Here is a 19,670-nt window from a genome sequence, read left to right on the forward strand (position 1 = left end):
TGATGGATATAGAATGAGCTGAATTACTTTCCACACTAATTCAAAGCAAATTTATTTTTGGGAGTTTATTAATTAGATGATTTAGTATAGACTTTCACTAAACCATTATCACTTCCAATGAGTAATCGAATCTCAGAACCTGAAGAATACTCATTGATAACAGGATTCCATGCATTGTAGCGCTCACTGAATATAAGTGAGTCATTTTGATCATAGAGATACCATTCTGAATCGTCTCTTCGAACACGGTTTGCGACGATACTCCCTGGTTTCTCAGTACCTAATAAGGTGCTTTCAATATACTTGCAGGAATTAAAGTGTTCTCTTAAGATTGGAAAACTATGTAATTCATTTCCATAAAAGTCGGAAATAGACAGTTTTCCATTGTGCACCCCAAAAATGGCTTGTTCTCCTTTATATTCATCAATTTCAAACGAATAGGCATTAGCAATTGGTATATCCAGCGTTCTAATTAGCTTTCCATTAGCTGATCTTATTAGAATAGATTCCTGATCGTTGTGAACAATAAATGGCACTCCATTTTCTTTGAATACACCTACACTCGTTACATTCCCAACTTCCTCCAGCCAAATCTGTTCTCCCATTTTATTAAAAGCAAATAAGCCATCAGCTCCAGTTGCAATTATGAACTCATAGTCTCCACTACCATCTAAATCAATTATTGCTGCATCATCGGGTGAATGATTTGAAAACTCCCACAATTTTTTTCCATTTTGGTCGTGAAAGGACACAGGCCCCCACCCACCACCACGGTTAAAATACATTATTCCATCTTCTTTAAAAACAGGCTGCACATTTCCCAGGCCCATAAGTCTGTCTCCGTATTCAAATGAAAGGTAATTCAATTCTTCCCCTTTTTCATTGATTAAAGAAGCCCCCTTTTGTCCCACAACCAATATTTGAGTTGGCAGCGAATCATTCTCCATAATTTCAAGAGCAGTTACGTTTCCTAATTTTTCTTGAGAAAAAAGAGTATCTATTTTTAATAAGCCTTCACCTAAAACCACACCTCTTGCTAAAGGTGGTGCCGAAGGTCCACATGCATACAGTGTCAAGGTTACAGCAGCCAATACAAGAGATTTAATGAAATTCTGTTTGTGTTTCAAAATATGTATGTTTTCTATTTACCTAATTAATTAAATCAATATAGCCATCTTAATTACATATTCAACCGACTCCTGGTGAAGCTTGTAGGCGCGATCGTTTTCTATTCTTTTCTTTGCATCGAGAAAAGGGCGAATCGCCAAAACGGATTCAGGTCAATAGATTGGACATTACAAATTCCTAAAAACAGATAAGTGTAAATACTCTCGTACGGGCTGTCCAGACCTTGCTAAGGGTATCGCTCCTCAACGCCTTAGAGACTCCTGCAAATCAGCCTGCCGGCTGGCAAACATCTACTTTTCCGGCTCAGCCAGGTGTCGGTCAAAGTACTCGATCATCTTGCCAAATAAGTAGCGATCGTAATATTGCTCACGGCTCCATCCATGCGTCGCACCCGGTGCAAAGGCAAAGTCGAAGTCCTTACCTTGTTTAATCAGCTCTTCAGCTAGCACAGCCACTGTCTTGAAGGGTACCACATGGTCTTGCATACCGTGAATAAACAGGAGTTTATCCTGCAGATTTGCTGCATACTTGAGTGCTTTTCTTTCAAAAATCTCCGGTTGTGTCTGTGGAGTGCGAACAATCGCCACGTCGTCCGTGCCAAAGAACAGTGGGTCAACGGCCGCCGCTGCAGCCACGCCTACCTGGAATAATCCTGGCTTCATCAATAGCGAATAAACTGAGAGTGTGCCACCATAGCTGCTGCCCCAAATACCGATGCGATCAGGATCGACATAATCCAGTGACTCCATATAGGCCACAGCACTTGCGTAATCCTCAATATCCTCACCGGCAAAGCCTAGCAGGAATTCTTCACGAAACGCCCGACCATACCCATTGCTACCACGTGAATCCACCTGCACAATAATATACCCCTTCTTGGCCAACAGATGCTGTACGAGGCTGTAGTTGCCGGCCCAGCGGTTTCTGGCGGTATTCGAATACACGGGCCCAAAGAGCACTGGATACTTCTTACCAGGCTGCATATTAGTAGGTTTTAGAATCCGGGCATGCAGCGTGTAGTCATCTATAAGACTGGGGAAACTCACGTAGTCCGCAGCCGCCCAGGTTCGCTCCGTAAATGCAGGCAAAGGGGACTGAGTTAAACGCTTTGCGTCAGCATCATTGCTGCTGACCAGGTAAAGCTCGGGCGGTGAGGTGTCGTTGCTGTGCATGAACACCAAGTGCTGCCCATCCGGTGAGGGGTAGCCTACGTTTTGGCCAGAAAGACGCGTCACCTGCTCGGGATCGCCACCGGACATTTTTAGGCGATACACGTGTTGTTCATAGGGATTCACACCGTTCCCTGCATAAAACAGTGTGTTTCCAGCGATATTAGGGGAAGACAGCACGTCGTAAGTTGGATCTGTTAGGAGCTGAGGACGATCCTTAGACGGTGAGGCATCGATCGTATACAGGCCATAGCGATCACCCATATCGCTTAAGAAAATAACCTGCTTTCCATCCGGATGCCATGTGGATCCAAACGAGGTGTACATGCGGCTCTCTCGGACTCCTCGCCAGATCTCGCGCGGTTGGCTTTCTCCCGGGGCTACAACGAACAACTTACGTTCAACTGCGGTGTCGGATGCGATATCAATCAACAAAGCACCGTTCGGTGACCAGTTGAAGTCAATGACCTGGTTGGCGTGCGGGTCTGGCAAATCGAGGTACGTAATCGTACCACTTGCTACATCGAGCAAGCCAACTCGACGAATCTCGTTAGGATCACCTGGGTAACTTCGTCTTACCTCGTTGGGATTTGTTTCTTCAGCGAGGTAATTCGGGAACGGCACCTTTCGCATCTCGCGGCGGTCAACTACGTGAATTGCGATGGTCTTGCCATCCGGTGACCACTTGTAAGTTGGTCCACTCCAGATACCTGGACCGATTTCGCGCTCCGGCCGACTATAGCGTCCTTTCGGTAAGCTCGAGAGACTGGCGATACCGATCTGAGTAAGCTGACGATTCGCTTTGGAAGGGAAGTCAGCAAGCCATAGGTCGCCGTCCTGTAGATAAGCCACTTGGGTGCCGCTTGGCGATAAGGACAGATTACTTGCACCTGCCTCGACGGGCATCAACTGGCGCTCGGCTCCTTGTGGCAGTGAGGTCTGCCAGAGGTGGTTACCTCTCAGGCTGAGGATGGTGTTTTCGACCGTCCAGACTATATCTCGCACGGATGGGGAAGCCGTTTCGGAACTGATAGGTACCGCCTTCCCATCGCTCGTGAATACCCATAGGCCACGCCCAGAATTTCCAGGCTCACTCCAGGAATAGGCAAAGTGCTCGCTGTTGGGTGCCCATGCAGGACTTGAAGGGCTTGTTCCCGTTAGTTTTGGCGTGGCGAAGAGGTCATCAAGCGTGAGCTCTGCTTCCTGTGCTGTTAGGATTGAGGGCATCGCCAACTGTAGGACTATCACTATCCCTATTTGCCAAAAAGAGGTATGTTTCATGTGTTTGCTGAATGGTTTGGAAGTCATCTCAAAAACACGTTTCGATGACTTCTGGTAAACTGATTTTATCCTGCTCAACTAGCGCTCTGGCAAATGAATCGTACGCTTTCTGAAAGCGTTCCAAGTCGATTTTTTTCATCTTCCAGTGTGGCTGGGGAGGTGAAGATAGAGCAAAAAGATGGTCGTTCCAACGGGTGAGCTGTTCGAATGAATTCGTTCCAAAGGGAAGTTTATGAAGTCTGATGGTGCTCAATCAACAAAAAAAGCGTGCTTTAGGATTTTCATCCCAAAACACGCCTTTTCAATAGTTGAAGAATAGATACTTAATTGTTCTTCGTCCCGCCTACGCCAATAAATGGAATGGCACCGGCACCCGTAACCTCGGGTAAAATACCGTTCCATTTTTCAATGGCTTTTAGGTTCGCTTCGATTTTTCTCAATTCAATCAAATCAGGCGAAATATTCATCTTTTGAAGTCTTAAGGCTTCAGCTTCAGCGGTAGCCGCAGCGATAGTTTGCTCAGCTTCCACTCTGATTCGGTCGAGGTCCCGCTTGGCTTTCAGCGCGTTTTGCTCTGCAGTCTGCTTCGCTTCAATGGCGTCGGTAAAGGTCTGCGAAAAGCTAAAAGACACGATAGAAAAGGCATCCACAGCAATGTTTGACTCGAGAAGTCTAGAGGTAAGTTCGCCTTTCATCTCTGAACTTACTGCCGGTCGCTTGGTAATCAATTCCTCCGCCGTGTAGCGTGCCGTTACCGCTTTCATCACTTCTTGAATAGCCGGATCAATAATCCGCTCTTTGAATTGGATACCAATGGATTGGTAAACTGTATTGGCCTCCTCGGGAATCACGTGATAGTTTAGCGCCACCGCAAGATCCACATCTTGAAGGTCAGAGGAAGCGGATGCTGCATCGGTGATGGCCTTTTGGATTTTTACGTCCATCAGTACCACGGTTTGCATAATGGGCACTCTAAAGTGGATTCCCTCGCCCAAAACGGTGTTTTGAACCGCTCCGAAGTTCAAGACTATACCTCGCTCTCCGGCTCCTACTTGTACCCAAGGCTTCAAAACAACCAGCAAAAACAGGGAAAGTCCTACTATAATTATCGGCTTCCAAGAGCCGCCACGCATTTCATTTTTTAAATCGTCAATATCCATTTTTTTCATTTTTTTAATACCCAAACAAGGTAGCCTTTTCCCAATGGAAAAAGCCCCTTTTCCCTCTCTCCCTTCTTAATTGATTAGGGGATATGTACTTTTTTGATTTGACTACCCATAAAAAAAGCCGGACCACTGGGCCGGCTTGTAATTAGTTCTCTCAGATGGCTCACCCCATTCCAAAACCATCACGATACACTCGTGTCACAAATTGATTGGCTTCTTCCATATTGGTGATGCGCATATTTTCTCCGTCCCATAGAAGTTTCTTACGAGCGAAGAATTCCTGACGGCCTTGCTCATTTTCACGTCTGAGCATATAGCTTCGGATCGCTAGATTACCCATCAAAACGGTCTCAGTCATTGGTCCGGCATAGTCGAAGGAGGAGGTCAATCCTTTGTGCTCTGCACTTCCAAACCCAGCCTTACAAGCTTCCACCCAAAGTCTCTGATGTCCATATTCACGCTCAAATCCTTCCTCGGATTGTGGACCTTCTTCTTTGGTTCCGTCATTCAAATAGAGTTTTGGCATCAAAGGAGAAGAGTCATTGATATTGGTGCTGATAATTCCTTTTTCACCCATGATGAGTACACCATTTGCTGAACCAGCGCCTCCGATGTCATCATCGGCAGGGATGATGTCTGGATGGGATGGACGAATTCCTCCATCACTCCAGGTCATTTCGATTCTGGATTTACTTTTCGGAGTGGCATCAAAGTGAAGCGTGATAAAGGAAGAAGCCGGACAGCCATCGGGATGGTAGTCTGGAGTCCACATTTGACTGAAAACTGATCCCACGCTACACTCGGCATCGGTTGGGTATTTCAGTCCCAAAGTTCTAAATGGAATATCAATCAAGTGACATCCTACATCACCCAGGGCACCTGTTCCATAATCCCACCAACCTCTCCAATTGAATGGATGTAAATTCGGGGTAAAAGGAATTTCAGGTGCAGGTCCGAGCCATAAGTCCCAATCTAAATCATCCGGTTTTGCTCCGGCATTCGAAGCTGGGAAAGCTCCACCTTGTGGCCATACAGGTCGGTTGGTCCATACCTGAACCTTGCTTACTGCTCCAATCTTGTCTTCATCAATCCAGCGTTGTACCAGTTTGAGTAATGGGTTTGATCCACCTTGATTTCCCATTTGGGTCACCACTTTTTTCTCCCGTGCCAACTCGGTAAGCATTCTGGCTTCAGAGATATTATGTGTCATGGGCTTTTGTACATAGACATGTACGCCGCGATCCATGGCATATTTGGCAGCAGGCCCATGCACGTGATCAGGAGTCGATATGGTTACCGCATCGATATCTGTTTCTTTATCGAGCATTTCGCGATAATCTGCATAGAGTTTAGCATCTGGAAAACGCTCTACTGATCTTTTTGCGGAGCCTGAAAAATCTACGTCACAAAGTGCAATCACTCGCTCTCGTCCACCGACTGAAGCAAGTTCGATGTCACTGGCACCTTTTCCGCCGGAGCCGATGGCAGCCAGTACAAGCTGGTCAGATGGGGCGGTATAGCCCACGCCACCGAGTACGTGTCGAGGTACGATAAAAACTGAAGAGGCGAGAGCGGCATTTTTGATAAAATCCCGTCGAGTCTGTCCTGAGGAAGGTTTATTAGGTTTTTTCATTGGATTATTGTTGTTTTTTAATCGTCAAATGGAATCTCGTAAATCGTTGTTTACAAGCAATTAGGAATCCGATTGTCCTCGGTTCGGAATGCATTGCTAGGCTGACGAAATACTGGATTTTTTAGATTTAATAGTTTTTGGTTATTAGCAATTCTAAAATAGTGAATTCTAATCCTAGAAAAAGGCTTTTGGTGTAAAAGCCGCAATTCATGCAAAGATTCTGTAGTTCATTGCTTGTTTCACCAAGTCAAAGACATTGTGTGGAGCGAATCCGTGCCAAAAAAAAGAAGGAAAGAAAAACTAAAATTATTATCGCTGGGGCACCATAAATCGTCAAAAGGAAAATTCCGAAAAATGCGATCAAGGCCATCCTTTCCCAGCCCATTTGCCATCTTTTCCACTGGATCAGACCATAGAGTGCAAGATTCAATGCCAGCCAAAAGCCACATAGTATGATCAAATCAAGGCTCAAACCTCCCCATCCAAATTTCATCAGTAAAATAAGTACTTCCGGAAAAAGTAGAACTCCAGCATTAATTAGATGATCGCGGAGTTTGGAGGAGATAGGTCTGGGATAATTCCTAAAGAAAGCCAGTCGATCTTGATCAAATTCAACCTTGTCCATCCATATGGGAATATGAATATAGGCCGAGCAAAGTAATCCAAACTGAACCCATCGCAAATCATAGCTACCCGAGGAGAATGAAAATAGAAAGGCATTCAAAAGCAGAATGGAAAGTGCTTTGATCCCCAGCAAAAGCAAGGGTCTATCCGTTTTCAAATGTGTTAAGAACCAAAATGGGTAGGGGACAATGGGAAACAATTTAGATACGCGGATGACGCGTTCCGGAATGGGTTTTTGAACCTTTTGATATATAAGTATTAGGCCAATCGCGAAAATCAACAAGAGCGTGCTCCACAGTACAAGGACTTTGTACGAAGCGCCTAAACCAAAACTTATAAAGGTTAAAAACAAGCCATAAATCCAGATCAGGAGGTTATTTGAAACCCACTGTGTGAAATAGAAGATGAAGAAATCTTTTTTTGAGAGGAAAGCTAAATTTTGAAAAACCCGATACTTTGGTTCATTTAGAAGTGTGAGTTGGAACCGAATTTGAAAAAAAGAATAGGTCAATAATGCGAGCAATATAGTGATATAACCAAAATCACTTTGGAGGAGTCGCTCGGCCACTAGGACATGCTGTTTGTATTCCATAAAGACCCCAACGATCAGAAGCACCAGGACAAAAAATCCCAAAAAGGCCTTGTAAAATGATGCAACAAATGATTTTATATAAATCTCCCGCATTAGGTCTCGGTGATTTTCCCATCAGAAATTTCCAGAATGGAGTCGTATTCAAGAAGTGATTCTACATTGGCCAGATGTCCCGTAATCAAAAAGCTGATTCCTCTTTTTCGAGCGTTTAGAATCAAACTCCGCAAATGCTCCTGCGCTTCAAGATCAATGGTTGTGAAGGGTTCATCCAAAATAATCAAGCTTGGATCACCCAAAAACGCTAGGATTAAGCCCGCTTTTTTTAGCATTCCGCTAGAGTAGGAGGAGATTGGGTTTTTGGAAAAATCTCCAATTCGGAATTCTCTTTTGAGAGATTCCACTTGGGTTTTTAAGCCGCCTTTAGTTTTAAGGCTGAATCGGATTAGCTCATCTAAGCTGAGGAAATTTGGAAAATGAGGTTCAGCGTCTGAGTAGTTTACCTTTTTTCTGAAAGTTACTGGACTACTTTTTATTGAGATCCCATTCCAAATAATATCTCCTTCGAAATCATGAATTCCCGCAATGGCTTTGAGAAGCGTGGATTTTCCTGATCCATTTTCCCCTTTAATCAAATGAATTCCCGTATCTAATTTTAAGTCTTCAATATGAAGCTGAAAACCTGTGGAATAGACTTTTTTGAATTGAGAGATTTCAAGCATAAGGGTGATTGACCTTTGATTTTCGAATAGTCAAAGTAGGAAATTGTAAGAATAGCTAGCTATTAAAAAATGTGAATTGGAGAGATGGGCTACAATTTCCCTAGCTCCTATTTCCCCTTCCAAAAACCGAACTCAACACAAAGCCAATTATAAAAATCGTCAAGGTGCCCATCACAATGGTCATATTTGAGTGGAGGGGCTGCTCCGAGCTGGCTTCCTTTCCTGCAAGGGTAAGAATAGCGGGTAAACTCATCCATCCGATAACCAAAACCCCCGCTAGCACGGCAAATGCCGCTTGGCGACTACTCGTTTTCCGAAGGATAAAACCCAACAAAAACAAGCCCAAAACTCCTCCGCTGAAAATGGATGCCAAAGCCCACCAAGTCTCTAGGGCGGAGTTCACGCCATTAAAAGCCCAGCCGATCAAAATACTTCCCAGTCCCATGATCAAGGAGGCTATTCGTAGTACCGAAAGGGAGGTGGATTCTGAAGGGTTGGGGTGGATGTACTTCTTGTAGTGATCCGACAGAATCAGGGTGGCCGAGCTATTGATACTGGTAGAAACGGTGCTCATGCCTGCGGCAAAAATCGCAGCGATCAGCAGTCCCGTAAGCCCTGCGGGCAATTGATTGACAATAAAGTAAGGGAAAACCTGATCGGCTTTGCTGGCGATTTCTGCGGGAATCAACGCAGGTTGGGCTTGATAAAAAGCCCAAAGAGCCGTTCCGATCAAAAAGAACAACAAGGATACCGGCACATAAAGCAAAGCCCCCAGCCAGGTGGATTTAATAGCATCCTGATCAGTTTTTGCAGAGACATAGCGCTGCACATAGCTTTGGTCCACTCCGAAATTTTGCAGATTAATAAAAAGTCCATAGACTAAAATCATCCAGAACGTAGAGCTAGAAAAATTCAGATCAAAAGAACCCAAACTGAATTTATTAGCTTCCATCGCCGACGAAAAAACTTCACTCGCTCCACCAGGTATGCTCCAAAAAATCACTCCCAAACAAGCCAAAGCTCCCGAGATAAAAATCAAGCCTTGAATCGCATCCGTCCACACCACTGCTTCCAAGCCCCCAAACATAGAGTAGACAATCACACTAAAACCGGTAACTCCGATGGTCAGCGGAATGCTCCATCCAAAAAGTGCCTGCATGGGCAAGGCCAAGAGATAGAGAATGGCACCCATTCGGGCGAGTTGGGTGAGGAGATAAAAAATCGAGGCGTAAATTCTTGCCCAAAGCCCAAAACGCTCCTCTAGGTAGAAATATGCAGATTCGGACTGTAACTTTCGATAGTGAGGCACGAAAAACTTGACCGCAATCCAGGCTGCTAGGGGGATAGACAGACTGAATACAAAGCTGTTCCAATTTCCACCAAAGGCATTTCCCGGCAAAGCCAAAAAACTGATGCTACTAACGAAAGTCGCAAAAATCGACATGCCCAAAGCCCAAGAAGGAAGCCTGCCACCTCCGGTGGTAAAGTCGTTTGAATTCCGATTTCTGAAGGAAAAAGAAACCCCAAATCCGATCACCGCAGCTAAGTATATTCCGAAAATAAGAAGATCAAGAGCTTCTAGCATTACAAATCATTATTGCGGTTGACGAGCTTATTTTCCTTTTTATTACCAAATCTCAGTCTTCTAAATCCAATTCCCTTATCCCTACCTATTACCTATTCCCTAATCCCCATTCTCAAATCTCTGTTTCCTAATCCCTATTCCCAAACCCTCAATCCTCTTTTTCACCATATCGTACTTCTCCAAAAGGGATTTTTTTTCTACTTCTGAGTATCCATAAAGCGGCAAAGCCAAATTTCCCTTACAAAGTCCGGCAAAACTCATCGCTGCTTTTAGACCTTTGAGATAGCTGGAGGAATAGGTGTCGTTTTGGTACAATTGATCGCTGAGAAAGCCAATAGCCTCCTGTAAAGCAGCTACTTTTTCCATTTCCCCTTTTTGAAAAGCCTCATAGAGACCCACATAAAGCTGGGGAAAGAGATTTGCACCACCGGTGACTCCGCCATCACCGCCCATGGCTAAGGTATCGGCTAGGATTTCTTCAGGTCCCACCAGCACAACGAAATCAGGGAACTCTCTCAAGGCATGGAGAAAAGACTGAAACGTCGTCAGGTTTCCCGAGCTGTCTTTGATCCCGATGATCTTGGGATGTTTGGCTAAAGCAGCGGCAGTGGAGGGAGCAATATGCATTTGCGTATTGCCGGGCATATTGTACAATAAAAGTGGCAATTCTACGGAATCAGCGAGTATTTCGTAATACTGGATCAGCTCCTCCTGTCCAATATTCATGTAAAATGGCGTGGTGGCTACCAGTCCCGAGGCTTGAGCATCCTTAGCTTCTTTTGCCAGAATCAAGCTTTCCTCAATGGAGCAGTCACTGATGCCAACCAAAATCGGAACTCGCCCCTTCACGATTCTGGAGGATTCTCGAATCAGAGTAGCCTTAGTTTTTTGGCTCAGACCGGCAAATTCTCCAGTGGTTCCAAGAATAAAAACGCCATGAACGCCACCCTCGATCACATGTGCGATGACTTTTTCTAAGCTCTCCACATCCAGTGAAAAGTCCGAATGCAAGGGCGTAATCAGTGGGGGAATGATTCCTTTAAATGGATAGGACATGGGAAAAATTAAAGCGTGAGGGAGACGTACTTGATCCTTTTTCGGTTGTAGGTATAGGTCAAATGAACCGTTCCGTCCTTGGCTTGAATGATGGCCGGATAGCTGAATTCACCAGAAGACTGATCTTCCAGCACTAAAAGCTCCTCCCAAGTATTGCCGTCTTCCGAACCCATCAATGAGAGCTTGTTTCTGCCTTTTTGAAGGGGATTACAGACCAATAAATGATAGCCCGATTTGAGCGTGATTCCATCCACACCTGAATTATTATTAGGAAGTGAGCTTCCTTTGACCCGAGACCAAGTTTCGCCTTGGTCTTCCGAATAGTTGATACCCACTTTTCCCTCTTGGGTTCTTGAAAGTAGTTGGATTTTGCCACCCGGAAGGAAAAGAACGGTGGGCTGTATGGCATTGAAGCTCCCATTTTCAATTTCTATTTTCCTCCAGTTTTCTAGATTCGCATCGCTTTTTTCTACATGGATTGTCCAAACTTTGCTGGTTTCCAAGCTAGAAGGATGGAGAATGTCTCCATTAGGAAGGAAGACCGATTTGTTTTTGATCGGTCCCAAAAAGCCCTCTTCCAATTTGATTTCCTCGCTCCAGGTTTTTCCTTCGTCCGAGGAAGTTTTGAAAGCGCCCCACCATTCGCGAGGACTGGGACCAATTTTATAAAAGAGGGTGAGTTGCTCTGGTTTATTTTGGAACAAAACAGGATTCCAAGTAGGATAGCGCAAGTTTTCATCCACCACTCCGTCGGCGACCATTTCAGGAGTAGACCATTTTTCACCGGAAAGTCTGGATGTATAGATGCTCACATCTGGGTTTCTTTCGCGTGTTCCTCCAAACCAAGCTGCCAAAATCCCATCGCTAGTCTCCACCAGGGTGGAGGCATGACATTCCGGAAAAGGTGCGGATTCATAGATAAATTCCGATCGGAGGATTTTGATTTCCTTCGGCTTTTCAGCCTGAAAAACTAGTCCAAGAGAAAACGCGATTAGAAAGAGAATAAATTTCATTGGTTAATAATTTTAGTTTTTTTGGTCAAGTATTCCTTTGACCGAGCTTTTACTTCACTGGTTTGTTAAAGGTTCTTTTCAACGAATTCCAGAAAAATCTCCCAATCGGTCCAGCTTAGGTCATGCTCTCCCTCTCGAATATGATAGCCCACGGACTTTTGATGAATCGGTGAGGTAATGCTTTCGAAAGCTTCAGGAAATTGGATCTTTTGGCCATAGATATCGGTATACACGCGACTACCTAATTTCAGGCTCAGGAATTCGCCCTTGGGATCCGCCCATTGGTCTCCTTTGGCACTAGCATAATAAACCGCCCTGGGCGCGATCAGTCCCGGTAGCATATGCTGATCGATGAGCAGGCTTTCTTCCCTGCCATTGTACTTTCTGAAATTGTCAGCAAACCAATGAGGAAAGCTGGAATTGATTATTTCAACAGTTTCCCCAAACTTCCTACGTGATAGAGCTGCACCCCCGCAACCGGATTCATTGGCATAGGTAATCGCCCATCGGGGATCGTTTGCTGAAGTCCACAACGCAGTTTTTCCACCTCGGGAATGGCCCACTAGGACAGATTTTGCTGCATTGATTTTTTCATGTTGCTCAAAGTAATCCATCCCTCGCATGGCCGCCCAGCCCCAGGCCCCAAAGGCTTTCATACCGTCGGCCATCTCCATTTGCTCCGGGTAGAGCGTGTTCAGAATACCTTCTTGATATCTATCCGCATCATCTGGCGAAACGGTCTCGGCATGAAAAGATGCGGTGGCAAAGCCTCTTTTGATTAGTTCCGGCACAGGCCAAAATGCTTCATCCACTAAGCTGCCCTCTGGATCCATAGGTCTATGATTGATCAATAGGATTAGCGGAAATGAGCCTGATTTCTTCTTGGGAAGAAAAAGGTTGAGCCGCATGGTATGACTTTGCCCTTGTCTGCGTACCGTGATATCTACTTCCTCCAGCCGGGCGAGATCGGGGTAGGGGTTTTCATTTTCTTGAGCTAGCGCAAAGGAAATATCTTCAAAATCCCGGGGGATTTGGCCATACACCTCTCGTTCGAAAAGCTTAAAAATTTCAGGTTTTCTGACCTTCTCCCAGTCCTCTTTGGAGCGAATCACTTCCCCTTTTTCACTGACAAAAGGATCAGGGAGTACCAAAGCCGGGACTTTGCTTTCATCATAATTTGCTTTGTTTTGAGCCTGCATACTAATGGGGATCAAGGTGAGGAGGAGAATGGAAAGAAAGGGGAGTTTCATGGTAGATTCGGTGTGGCTGTTTCCATAGTTCTTTTGGGTTCATAGGCTGGAAAGGGATAAGTTCGGGGCATCACTTCCACTCCGCTGGTGATTTTCAGAGGAGTCTTGCCCGCAAAAGTCACTTCGATAAAGTAGCCTTTGAAACCTGTTTCTGGATTTTCCAAAGCCAATTCGTAAACTCCCTCGTCATTGATCGCTAGATCCGCGGATTTCCAATTGGGTCCAAATTCGTCCACTCGGAAGTCCCGTGCATCTGGGTTGCTCGCTGTCCAGGTCTTTACCGAAATGGGCTTATCGGCAGGATCCAAAGTCAGCACGATTTTGTCTTCCTCTACCTTCCAGTCATACTTTGGTCTGGGAGTCTGATTCAAAATAGAGGCATAAAATGAAATCATATTCGGGAGGGCGTCTGATTCCGAGAGGTCATGCCCGTAATTTGGTACGTACTGCATGTGCTTTTCTCCGATGAGATCATTCCAGTAAAACTCCCAACTATCCGGTTGGAAAAACTGATCCCCGGCGGCATTGATCAGTAATTTGGGCATATCAAAATCCTCTCGGAAGGAGTAGGGCTCGGTGATCTCCAGCAAGCGATCAAACTCCGCAGTTCCCATCCAATCCATCACTCCTTCATCCACATACTCGCTCACGGCAGGTGCCCAAAAGCCATAATTTTTCCAATGATGATTAAATGATTCTTCCAAATTGAGCATATCGATCACCACAGGAATTATGGCAATCACACGATCGTCTGTGGCTGCAGTCGTCCAAGTGGTCCATCCACGTTTGGAAGCTCCGCCAACCACGAAGGAATTCAAATCCTTCTGGTAGTTTTTGGCCACTACCTCGGTGACGGCATCCATCCCCAGTTTCACTGCTTTGGTCATGGGAAATCTTGCAAGCCAAATGGCGTCTTCGTCTTTGGCTCCACCTTCCAGAAATTTGCGCCAGCCAAAAGCGATGATTTCGTCCTCCACCCGCGGATTGCCGGGATCATCCGTAAAGGTCAAAGGCTGAAAAGGAATATTATGAATCTCCGCCACGATTGAATTGGTCTGCTGAGCTGCGGCGACAAGGAGCCCATTAGGTTCTTTGGGCATTTCAGTTCCTGTGCTTCCTCCCCCGATCCAAATCAAACCTGTGTCAAAGGGAGTGTCCTTGGGCACCACGAGAGAGACCCAATGCCACCATTCAGTTTGATCCACCTGATTTGAACTGAGCCAGTTTTGCGAAACCATCCTCAAGACATGAAAGTCAAATTCTTCGCCGGTCGCGGAGTGTACGATTTCATAGGAGAAATCAGGACTAGGACCATTGACATAGTCTTTCAGCAGAGTTTTGGAAGGAGGGGAGCTTGGTACTTCTTCTTTTTCGCTGGGAGCCGAGCAGGCGAAAAGAAGGGCTAGACAATAAAATGAGACGAGTAGTCTTTTGATAGTCATTTCCTTAGGTTTTGGGTTTCTATCCAAAAGATAAAGAAATCCACTAACCCATTCTACATCAGGAAGAAAGAATTATACGAGTGAAGTTAGTCGTGAGGGTTACACGAAAATCTAAAACTGGTTTGAAACTCTTACAGCAATTGATTTGATGAAAGCTCAAGCTCATTTCTTTTTTTAGAGCTCCTCTAGAATTTCTGAAAAGATCGGTGCTACAGCACTTCCCTTCCAGGCTGATGAGTAATTAGCAGCCATAAAGATCTCCAAATCTGGAATATACACCACTTGAGTACCCCAAAAACCAGTATGTGTGTAGGCCAATTTACCAGCGATCTGTACGCGGTACATACCCAACTGATAGTCCATTCGTGCTTTTTCGGCATAGCTCACTGGCTCTAGCATGATTTCTAGAGTTTCTGGATTTTTGAAGATTTGCCCTACAAAAAGTGCTTGAAAAAATTGCACCAATTCCGAAGTGGTGGAGAGTAAACCTCCGCCGCCATAGTAGTCCACAGTTGGGCTAAACCCAAAGGTATCTATCCCTTGGAAATATTGGTGAATGCGTAGGGAGTCAGTTTCGGGGTCCCTTCGTTCGAAATCCGTTCTTTCCAACCCAAATTTTTCCAAACCAAGTAATTCCTTGATTCCTCCGTCCAGATCCTTGCCGGTGTATTTCTCGATAATTTCTCCCAAAATCAAATATCCCGTATCCGAGTAGCTGAATTGCTCGCCCGGAGGACCTATAGGCTCACCTTTTTCCACACAGAGTTTCAGTTGCTCTGTTCGAGTCCACTCGTGACTTGGAGTAGTGAGAATTCTATCAAAAAACTCAGGAGCATTGGTGTGATCAAAGAAACCAGCAGAATGGCGAAGGGTCTGACGAATCGTAATTTGATCCACAGGATAGTCCTGCGCTAGAATGTCAAGATGCTCTGCGCTGATATGTTGAGAAATGGGATCACTTTGGTTCAGCTTTCCTTCCTCCATCAGTCGTAAGATGCTGGCAGCAACATAGGTCTTGGTGACACTCGCGATCCGAAAGGTGTTTTCGGGAGTTAAGGGTTCCTTGGATTCAGTGTCAATTACCCCTGCTGCACCTGACCAGTTGAGGTCCGCTGATGAGATACTGAATAAAATACCCGGCATTTCTTCACCGACCTGTGAATCCAAAACTGCTTGTAAATCCTGAGCAGAAACGAATTGAAGCGTGAGGATCAACGCGATGAACAGAATACTAACGCGTTTCATCATTCTATTTTTTGTTCTTGAAAAACTCTTGAAGTCTTTCCATAGCGAGCTTAAGTTCGTTCGGAGAGAGACTGGTGATGACCAGTCGGAATAATCCTTTTTTGGAGTGACCAAAGCCGTCAGTCGGAGTGAGTAGAACTCCTGTTTTCTCAAAAATTTCTAGCCAGAGATCGGTTTCTCCTTCATGGCTTTCTTCTTTAAGAAAGGCTGAAAAATCCACCCAAGCGAAAAGCGAACCGTAGGCAGGTTGAATGGGGGTTCCCACTTCGTCCATGGCTTTTTTTACAGTCAAAAAGGCCTCGGTGAGTCGGTGTGTATGTTTTTGGAAAAATTCCTCCAAGAAATCATGATCACTTAGCATTTCCTGAACCACCCATTGTGTGTAATTTGATATGGAGTGTGAAAGCCCGGCATTGCGACTGCCTTGAATCAAACCAGAATTATGACTATGAATTACTCCAATTCGGAAACCTGAAATCCCGAAATCCTTGGAAAAAGAATACCAGTGGTGAAGCAATGGACTTTGGTATTCGTGCATAAGTTTTCCGAAGGAATAAAAAGGGATGGGATCTGGGTAACTCTCCCGGAGTTGCGGGTGATCCAGATTGAATCGGCTAAGTCCATAGATTTCATTTACAATCAAGTGAATTTCCTCGGCGATACACCAGTCCGCGATACTTCTGAGCTGCGCCTCGGAATAGATCATTCCTGTGGGATTGTCCGGGGAAGTGAGGATCAGAAGTTTGAATCGACTTCCTTGAGCTTCGATCTCATTTTTGGTTTTCTCTAGTTTTTCCAGAGAGATTGAGATTTCATTTTGGATCTCCTCTAGCTCATGATGAGTGTGTAGATCATATCTTTTTACCCCCGGGATCACCCCAAGATCTCCTGTATACACAGGATAGCTCGGCGCGGGAATTACCGCAGTGTCGCCGGGATTTGCTAGGAGAAAAGCCGTCATCTCAATCACCCCGGTGGCGCCTCCAAAGCAAGCTAAAGATTCGGGATTAACAGGGCATCCGAATAAAAACTCGCTGAAAAAAGAAGCGATAGCCTCTCGAAATGAAGCCACGCCTGCAGCGTCGCCATAGCTGGCCACCCAGTCGGGAATGTCTTGCTTACGAGTGATTTGCTGAAATTTTTGCTTGAGATTGTCCCAACAAAGCTGATTCTCAGCCACGCTCATCGGCAATGCCCCTGAAGGATTGTCGACTGGATGATAGCGGTTTTCGAGTGCTTCAAAATAGACGTCTAGGTCTACTCGTGCCAGGGTGCTGCTTGCTTTTTTGCCTTTTTCGGATAAAAATAAATGTTCCGTCATCAATGTGCTCAATAAAATCTATTGCACAAATTAGAAATTAAATTGAGGATGGCAGAACCGATCAAATTATTTCAGGCAAATTCTCGAGAGGACTTCTTTTTGGTGTTTTGGAAAGGACCTCTTCATTTTGTGGCTTTTCTGTGGCTTGAATAAACCATGCTAAGGAGATCAGCGCAAAGTTTTTGATGATGTATTGTCCCACGAGTGTCGGTGTAAACCAAGTCTGCCAAGTAGCCTCAGGTAGTAAGAGAACAGGCAGAAAAGTACTGATCATATGAGCGATAAGTAGATAGAAGGCAATTTTGGTCAACTTTGGAAAAAGCCAAAGGATACCCAACACACATTCGAAGGCCCCAAAACCCAGGCAAAAAATCTTAAAATCGATGAAAGTCCCAAAGGTCTGAAGAAAGAGATTTTCAACCAGACTTTCTGCAGGGGAGATACCGATAACTTTTAGGATGCCAAACCAGAAATAAATAATAAAGAGCGAAAATCGGCCAAATTGTATAGGTGTTTTCATAGGTGATTGGGTTTTGTCTGCGAAACCTATCGCAAATCTTTCTAGCACACTATGACAAAAGTCAGCTTTTAGCTTTTCCTTAGATTAATTGTTGAATCTTATGAATGAAGGAGGGTTGACGAAGTTGTTCCTGCTCCTAATCCGAAGGTTTTGTCGAAACTTGAATGCGAATTTTGAATCTCCTGTTTCATCATTTGGAATATAAGTGACCTTAAATTCCATGGTTCCAAAAATCAAATTTTCATTTCTGATTCTAAATCCAGAACTAATTCCTGTATAAATATTTTCGGTCGCAAGGCAAGTGTTGCATCGAACTCTTACCATATCAAAAATTCCAAACATCGCAATTCTAAAACCTATGAGAGACCACGGAGTGAAAACTTGAGAACCTGCCCTAAAAGTGGATCTTTCCTCTGCCTGATAGTCCCTAATTCTTAGGCCGGGTATCTGAGTAGAGTTTATTTCAAGCCATTGGTTAGTGTTGGTATTAAATAGCTTGGCGAACGAAAAATTGATTTCATTTCTCAATCTGTATCGTCCCAGAACAAAAGCGGGTGTGAAATAGCGAAATGTTGTAAAAACCAAGGCATCCTCAAGCTTGGAGTTTTTGTAAAAGCTGGATGAATTAAAATCTACGATATAAAAACTTCCCGACGGATATCCCTTTGAATAATTGAATTTTATCCCGGTATATCCTCGCTGTCTCCCTTGCTGCCTAATAACCCCTACGGAAGGGCTGAATGAATAGCCGTAAGGCACATCTTCTGTTCTACCAAATCCATAAACATATTGAGTTTTGAAAAAATCTCTTTTATAAAAAGTCATTTCCGATAAAACCCCATTAATATCTCTGAAGGATCGTTCTTGATAGAAATCTTCTTGGACTGGGGTGTCTATCAGATAACCCTTGAAAGATCTCACTGCGAGAAACATTCTATTTCTATCTTGAATGGCCTTTTTTGCACCGAAATTATAACCAATCCAAAAGTCAGCAACATTGTATTTGTAGTCCAAAAAGACTGAATCAGGTCTTGAATACACGTTTCTTGACCAATTACTGCTCCATTGCCCTCCGCCAGCCAGTCGGGTATAGGGAGACATTAATTTCCGTTCAAGTTTCAAACCATAAGAATACTCTTTCTCTATACCGAAGGAAATGCCATCGTTGATTTCAGTGTAGAATAACTCCAAATCAACAAAACTTCCTAAAAAGCTTTTCTTTTCATAAGAAGCCCCAAATCCTGTCCTTGGCCTTCTATCGGCATCAAAAAGCAGATTGAACTCCAATCTTTGCCCTCGTCCATCAAGATTTGCATCATAGGCTCTAAGAATGGGTGCTGAAGTAAGATTTCCTCCAGCAGAGAACCCAATACTGAAAACATCTCTGGTCAAAACAGTCACATCCACTGAATCTGTGCCTTCCACAGGAGTCACGATCAATCGTGAATCCAAAATAAAATCTAGGCCTCTCAAAAACCTTTCATTGTCCCCCATTTTGTAAGGGTTGATTTTTTCATTCGGTTTGATAAATAGATTTTGTCGAATGGTTTTTTCCCTTGAATTGGTGTGAAGGCTATTGGCGATTCTCCCCATTTTCTTGACAATAGGCTTTTCATTCCCGTAGATTGACTTTTCAAACCCTATGCTTTCTACATAGATTTCTCGGATGATTTTACCGGAAAATTGAACGAATTCCTCATCACTATTTTGTACCAAAACCGTATCTCTGTTTGATTGGGAGATCAAGTCAAGTCCTTGCTCCAAGGCTTTTTTCGTAATGGAGGTTTTGGTGCTATCCTTTTTGCTTTGAGTAAAGGCAGTAGCACACCAAAACATAGCCATAATAATTAGCACGAAAGCCCTCAAGAAATTAGAAATTTTAGCTTTAAAATTACTTTTACAAAAAGAATATGAGCAATCTTCAAG

General features: G+C 44.3%; 15 protein-coding genes. All 15 read right to left on the reverse strand.

What is annotated here, in order from left to right; genetic code table 11:
- Positions 1 to 68: 68 nt before the first annotated feature.
- The 15 genes from ACFOSV_RS00580 to ACFOSV_RS00650 all read right to left on the reverse strand — a co-directional run bounded on the left by ACFOSV_RS00580 (position 69) and on the right by ACFOSV_RS00650 (position 19,586).
- The gene (locus tag ACFOSV_RS00580) at positions 69 to 1,127 is read right to left on the reverse strand and encodes a hypothetical protein (RefSeq protein WP_377902307.1); all 1,059 of its coding nucleotides are present in this window, start codon (positions 1,125 to 1,127) and stop codon (positions 69 to 71) included.
- Positions 1,128 to 1,418: 291 nt separating this feature from the next.
- Complete coding sequence (locus tag ACFOSV_RS00585; RefSeq protein WP_377902309.1) at positions 1,419 to 3,578, reverse strand: S9 family peptidase; 2,160 nt, start codon at positions 3,576 to 3,578, stop codon at positions 1,419 to 1,421.
- Positions 3,579 to 3,901: 323 nt separating this feature from the next.
- Positions 3,902 to 4,747, reverse strand: coding sequence for a prohibitin family protein (locus ACFOSV_RS00590; RefSeq protein ID WP_377902311.1), 846 nt, complete (start codon positions 4,745 to 4,747; stop codon positions 3,902 to 3,904).
- 160 nt (positions 4,748 to 4,907) lie between these two features.
- Positions 4,908 to 6,377: a Gfo/Idh/MocA family protein gene (locus ACFOSV_RS00595; RefSeq protein WP_377902313.1), complete on the reverse strand. Its 1,470-nt coding sequence runs from the start codon at positions 6,375 to 6,377 to the stop codon at positions 4,908 to 4,910.
- 247 nt (positions 6,378 to 6,624) lie between these two features.
- Positions 6,625 to 7,686, reverse strand: coding sequence for a hypothetical protein (locus tag ACFOSV_RS00600; protein ID WP_377902315.1), 1,062 nt, complete (start codon positions 7,684 to 7,686; stop codon positions 6,625 to 6,627).
- Positions 7,686 to 8,312 carry an ABC transporter ATP-binding protein gene (locus ACFOSV_RS00605; RefSeq protein ID WP_377902317.1) on the reverse strand — a complete coding sequence of 209 codons (627 nt, stop codon included), beginning with the start codon at positions 8,310 to 8,312 and terminating at the stop codon, positions 7,686 to 7,688. Before ACFOSV_RS00605 ends, ACFOSV_RS00600 begins: the two co-directional genes overlap by 1 nt.
- Positions 8,313 to 8,412: 100 nt before the next feature.
- Positions 8,413 to 9,897 (reverse strand): sodium:solute symporter, encoded by a 1,485-nt coding sequence (locus ACFOSV_RS00610; RefSeq protein ID WP_377902319.1) that lies wholly within the window; start codon positions 9,895 to 9,897, stop codon positions 8,413 to 8,415.
- A 99-nt stretch (positions 9,898 to 9,996) separates the two neighbouring features.
- Positions 9,997 to 10,953 (reverse strand): dihydrodipicolinate synthase family protein, encoded by a 957-nt coding sequence (locus ACFOSV_RS00615; RefSeq protein ID WP_377902321.1) that lies wholly within the window; start codon positions 10,951 to 10,953, stop codon positions 9,997 to 9,999.
- 8 nt (positions 10,954 to 10,961) lie between these two features.
- Positions 10,962 to 11,966 carry a sialidase family protein gene (locus ACFOSV_RS00620; protein ID WP_377902323.1) on the reverse strand — a complete coding sequence of 335 codons (1,005 nt, stop codon included), beginning with the start codon at positions 11,964 to 11,966 and terminating at the stop codon, positions 10,962 to 10,964.
- 65 nt (positions 11,967 to 12,031) lie between these two features.
- A complete protein-coding gene (locus ACFOSV_RS00625; protein WP_377902325.1) occupies positions 12,032 to 13,216 on the reverse strand; it encodes a glucuronyl esterase domain-containing protein in 1,185 nt (394 codons plus the stop codon).
- A complete protein-coding gene (locus ACFOSV_RS00630; RefSeq protein ID WP_377902327.1) occupies positions 13,213 to 14,658 on the reverse strand; it encodes a PhoPQ-activated pathogenicity-related family protein in 1,446 nt (481 codons plus the stop codon). The genes ACFOSV_RS00625 and ACFOSV_RS00630 overlap by 4 nt, the downstream gene beginning before the upstream one ends.
- A 174-nt stretch (positions 14,659 to 14,832) precedes the next feature.
- Entirely contained in the window at positions 14,833 to 15,906 is a 1,074-nt protein-coding gene (locus ACFOSV_RS00635) for a serine hydrolase domain-containing protein (RefSeq protein WP_377902329.1), read from the reverse strand.
- A gap of 1 nt (position 15,907) precedes the next feature.
- A complete protein-coding gene (locus tag ACFOSV_RS00640; RefSeq protein WP_377902331.1) occupies positions 15,908 to 17,224 on the reverse strand; it encodes an aminotransferase class I/II-fold pyridoxal phosphate-dependent enzyme in 1,317 nt (438 codons plus the stop codon).
- 61 nt (positions 17,225 to 17,285) lie between these two features.
- The gene (locus ACFOSV_RS00645; protein WP_377902333.1) at positions 17,286 to 17,744 is read right to left on the reverse strand and encodes a hypothetical protein; all 459 of its coding nucleotides are present in this window, start codon (positions 17,742 to 17,744) and stop codon (positions 17,286 to 17,288) included.
- An 84-nt stretch (positions 17,745 to 17,828) separates the two neighbouring features.
- Positions 17,829 to 19,586 (reverse strand): hypothetical protein, encoded by a 1,758-nt coding sequence (locus ACFOSV_RS00650; RefSeq protein ID WP_377902335.1) that lies wholly within the window; start codon positions 19,584 to 19,586, stop codon positions 17,829 to 17,831.
- Positions 19,587 to 19,670: the final 84 nt, after the last annotated feature.

The sequence above is a fragment of the Algoriphagus namhaensis genome, assembly GCF_042649705.1.
Lineage (GTDB): Bacteria > Bacteroidota > Bacteroidia > Cytophagales > Cyclobacteriaceae > Algoriphagus > Algoriphagus namhaensis.